The sequence below is a fragment of the Streptomyces sp. 8P21H-1 genome (assembly GCF_013302945.1).
The window spans coordinates 155-3,989 of the sequence record NZ_JABTYA010000087.1 but is presented as its reverse complement, the minus strand read 5'-3'; the positions used below and the strand labels follow the sequence as shown (position 1 = coordinate 3,989).

General features: G+C 72.3%; 4 protein-coding genes. 1 reads left to right on the top strand and 3 read right to left on the bottom strand.

The window, feature by feature from the left end; translation table 11 throughout:
* The 3 genes from HO151_RS01805 to HO151_RS01795 all read right to left on the bottom strand — a co-directional run.
* Positions 1–954, bottom strand: a 954-nt coding sequence (locus HO151_RS01805; RefSeq protein WP_173894380.1) for a serine/threonine-protein kinase, incomplete at its 3' end; no start/stop codon positions are given.
* Positions 951–1,766, bottom strand: coding sequence for an FHA domain-containing protein (locus HO151_RS01800; protein WP_173894379.1), 816 nt, complete (start codon positions 1,764–1,766; stop codon positions 951–953). The genes HO151_RS01800 and HO151_RS01805, both read right to left, overlap by 4 nt.
* A gap of 213 nt (positions 1,767–1,979) precedes the next feature.
* Positions 1,980–2,606, bottom strand: coding sequence for an RDD family protein (locus HO151_RS01795; protein ID WP_173894378.1), 627 nt, complete (start codon positions 2,604–2,606; stop codon positions 1,980–1,982).
* Between the two features lie 347 nt (positions 2,607–2,953).
* Between HO151_RS01795 and HO151_RS01790 the strand changes: the two genes are divergently transcribed.
* Positions 2,954–3,808, top strand: coding sequence for a bifunctional methylenetetrahydrofolate dehydrogenase/methenyltetrahydrofolate cyclohydrolase (locus HO151_RS01790; protein WP_173894377.1), 855 nt, complete (start codon positions 2,954–2,956; stop codon positions 3,806–3,808).
* Positions 3,809–3,835 lie beyond the last annotated feature (27 nt).

Here is a 3,835-nt window from a genome sequence, read left to right as displayed (position 1 = left end):
CCGCGGACGAACCCTCCACGGACGGACCGTCTGCGGACGGACCCTCCACGGACGGGGGGAGCGAGCCGTGCCGACCGCCGCCTCCACCCGCCGCAGCAGCTCCACGGCGGAGATCCGCTCCGGGTGCGTACGCGCCAGGCAGGCCCGCACGATGTCCCGCCAGGCGTCCGGGAGCGCGGGGGACAGGCGCAGCTCGTCCGTGCCGCGCGCATGGCGCACCGCCGCGTCCCGGCGCGCCGAGGGGCTGCCGCCCGGCAGCGGGAACGTGTCCGTCAGGACGAGGTGCGCGAGGACGCCGAAGGCCCATATGTCGGCCGAGGGCCTCGTCTGCCGCCCGCGTTCGCCGATCTCGGACCAGAGCAGCTCCGGCGGCGTGTAGTCGGACGTGGAGAACGCGGGTGTGTAGGCGTGCGTGCCCTCCAGCTCCGCGGCCATGTTGAAGTCCGCGAGACGGACCGAACCGTCCGCCATCAGCAGGACGTTGGCGGGCTTGAGGTCACCGTGCACCCAGCCCGCACCGTGCAGCTGGACCAGCCCCTCGCAGACCTGCGCGAGCAGGGCGGGACCGTGTGCCGGCCGCGGGGAACGGGCCAGCAGCGCCGCCAGGGAACTCTCGGCGCGTTCCAGTACGAGGACGGTGGCGCCGTCCAGTTCGGGATGGTCCGGGTCGTCGACCGTGCGCGTCTCGTACAGCCGGATCAGCCGGGGGCGGCTGAGCCGGCGGTGCAGTTCCAGCTCACGCTCGGTGAGTTCGCGCAGATGGGCCAGCTGGCGGGGCGTACCCGTGCCGGTGGGCATGAACTTCAGCGCCACCGACCGCGGCAGGCCCTCGCGGGCCCGGTCACCGCGGGCCTCGTACACGCTGCCGAACGCTCCCGTGGCGATGGGCTCCCGTACTTCCCAGGGGCCGACCCGGTACCCCTTCGGCACCGCCACCGCGTACGCCTCCGTCACCGGGCCGCCCGTCCCGCCGGCGCCGCCAGGACGGCCAGGTCGTCCTCCCGCACCAGGTCGAACCGGAGCGCCAGGGAGACCAGGGACTCCTTCTTGCCGTTGAGGCGCGGGCCGGTGTCCGCCGTCTCGGGGCCCGGCTTGAGGCGGAGCTTCACGGCCAGGTAGTCGATGTTCCACTGCACCGAGGTGCGGGATGCGGCCGGCCAGGTGGGGCGCAGCCGCTCGACGACCCGGTCGACCGTGGGCAGCGGGGCGTGCGGCTCACCGCGCAGGCGGGGTTCGCAGAGGGCGGCGAGGACCGCGAAGTAGCGCTTCGTACGGTCGACGGAGAAGGCGGGCGCGGTCGTCGCGCCGTCCAGGCCGCCCGGGGAGCGCAGGTAGTCGTGGCGCGGCGCCCACACCTCGACGGACAGCAGGTCGCCCGCGGCGGGGAGGACGATCCGCGAGAACTCGAAGGGGACCGGCGCCTCCAGGCGGCCGGGTCCCACCTTGATGTGCTCGCCCGCGCCCTCGGGGTTCTCCACGACGTAGGTCTGGTGGGACGAGAGGTTGCTCAGGGTCCAGAAGGTGCCCTGCGCGGTGATCTCACCGGCCCTGCGGGACACGCCCTCGTGCGCGATGGAGAGACCGCCGCCGCCCGTACCGCCACCGCCCGTACGGCCGTCGGACGAACGGGCGTCGTGCGTACGGCCGCCGACCGCGCGGCCGAAAGGCAGCCGTTCGCCGGGCGCGAGCCGTATCCGGGAATCGGTGCGACCGCCGTCGGGCTCGTCCGCCGCGACGGCAGGAGGTACCACGATGATGCTGTACAAGGCCGTTCTCCCCGTCCCGCTCCCCGTCCTGTACGCAACTACGGGATCAGGGTAGGACGACGCACCTGGGCCGTGTCCCCTCCCGGCGGGGTGGAACACGGCCCTGGGCGTGAATGGCGCGAATGTGCCGCCACCGGAGAGCCGGGGGCTCCTGGGGCGGTACGTTCGACGACTGCCATCCGGACGCCGTGGGCGCCGTGGATGTCGTGGGCGTCAGCCCTTGACGACCACCGAGCTGCACACCTTGTCGGCGAACGTCTGCTTCTTGGAGTCCCACAGCGGCCACAGCCACCCCAGGTAGCAGGCGATGCTGTCGAGGAAGTGCGCGAGGCGGCGGACGAACGCCATGCCGACGCCGAGCGGCTGCCCGTCGCTCTCCCGCAGCAGGCGGATGCCGAGCGCCTTCTTGCCTATCGTCTGACCGGTTCTGCCCTCCTGGACCAGCATCCAGATGGCCATGCCGACGATGGCGACGAAGGTGATGAGGCCGAGGATCGCCGCCGCCGAGTCGTTGCCCAGAGCCGTCCCGATCACGAGCGGGAGGTAGGCGACCATGAGGACGAGCCCGTCCACGAGCGTCGCGAGGAACCGCTGGCCCCAGTGGGCGTACGGGGGCATGCCGCCGTACATCTGCTGGTGGGGGGCGGCGGGGTACCCGGGGTACTGCTGGCCGGGCTGCTGGGGGTAACCGTAGCCGGGCTGTGGCGGGACACCCTGCGGGGGCTGCTGCGGGTAGCCGTAGCCGGGCTGGCCCTGCGGCTGCTGCGGGTAGCCGTACGGCTGCCCTCCCTGCGGCGGCGGCTGCTGCCCGTAGGGGTTGTTCGGGTCGCCGAAGCTCATGACGGTTCCTCCGTTGGTGGTGCGGGACGACGCGGTCGTACGGAGGAAAAGCACGAGTGGTCTGCGGTCCGTCCCCCTGCACTGCCCGCGGCACTGCGCGGCTCATGGTCTAAAAGCCCGGCCTCGTTGTCCAGCCGCAGCCTGCAGGAGTTGTGCAAGCGCAACATCGCTGATCACGCGCGGCACCGGTGCGGCCGGGCGATCGGGAAGGCGATCGGGAAGGCGTCCCGGAAAGGGGTCGGGAGGACGTCCCGGAAAGCGATCGGGAAGGCGTCCCGGAAAGGGATCGGGAGGTCGATCGGAGGGCGGATTGGAACCTGGCCCCGCTCATCCGCGAGGATGGGTCCATGACCGCCCAGATTCTCGATGGCAAGGCCACCGCAGCCGCGATCAAGTCCGATCTGACCGTCCGCGTGGCGGCCCTGAGGGAGAAGGGCATCACGCCCGGACTCGGCACCGTCCTGGTGGGGGACGACCCCGGCAGCCAGAAGTACGTCGCGGGCAAGCACCGCGACTGCGCCCAGGTCGGTATCGCCTCCATCCAGCGCGAACTGCCCGCGACCGCCACGCAGGAGGAGATCGAGGCGGTCGTCCGCGAACTCAACGAGGACCCGGCCTGCACCGGGTACATCGTCCAGCTGCCGCTGCCCAAGGGCATCGACGAGAACCGCGTCCTCGAACTGATGGACCCGGACAAGGACGCGGACGGCCTCCACCCGATGAACCTCGGCCGTCTCGTCCTGAACGAGCCGGCCCCGCTGCCCTGCACCCCGAACGGCGTCCTCACCCTGCTGCGTCAGTACGGAGTGGAGATCAAGGGTGCCGAGGTCGTGGTCGTCGGCCGCGGCGTGACGATCGGCCGTTCGATGCCGCTGCTGCTCACGCGGCGCTCGGAGAACGCGACGGTGACCCAGTGCCACACCGGTACGCGTGACCTGGCCGCGCATCTGCGCCGGGCCGACATCATCGTCGCCGCGGCAGGCTCCGCGCACCTGATCCGCCCCGAGGACGTCAAGCCGGGGGCGGCCGTCCTCGACGTCGGCGTCTCCCGCAACGCGGAGGGCAAGATCGTCGGCGACGTCCACCCCGGTGTGGCCGAGGTCGCCGCGTGGATCTCGCCGAACCCGGGCGGGGTGGGCCCGATGACCCGCGCCCAGCTCCTCGTCAACGTGGTCGAGGCGGCGGAACGCAGTGCCGGCTGAGCGGGACGCGGAAGCCGCGGCGCCCCG

Coding starts and splice junctions, on each gene's coding strand:
- HO151_RS01795 (WP_173894378.1), bottom strand. CDS start 2,606: ATGAGCTTCGGCGACCCGAACAACCCCTACGGGCAGCAGCCGCCGCCG.
- HO151_RS01790 (WP_173894377.1), top strand. CDS start 2,954: ATGACCGCCCAGATTCTCGATGGCAAGGCCACCGCAGCCGCGATCAAG.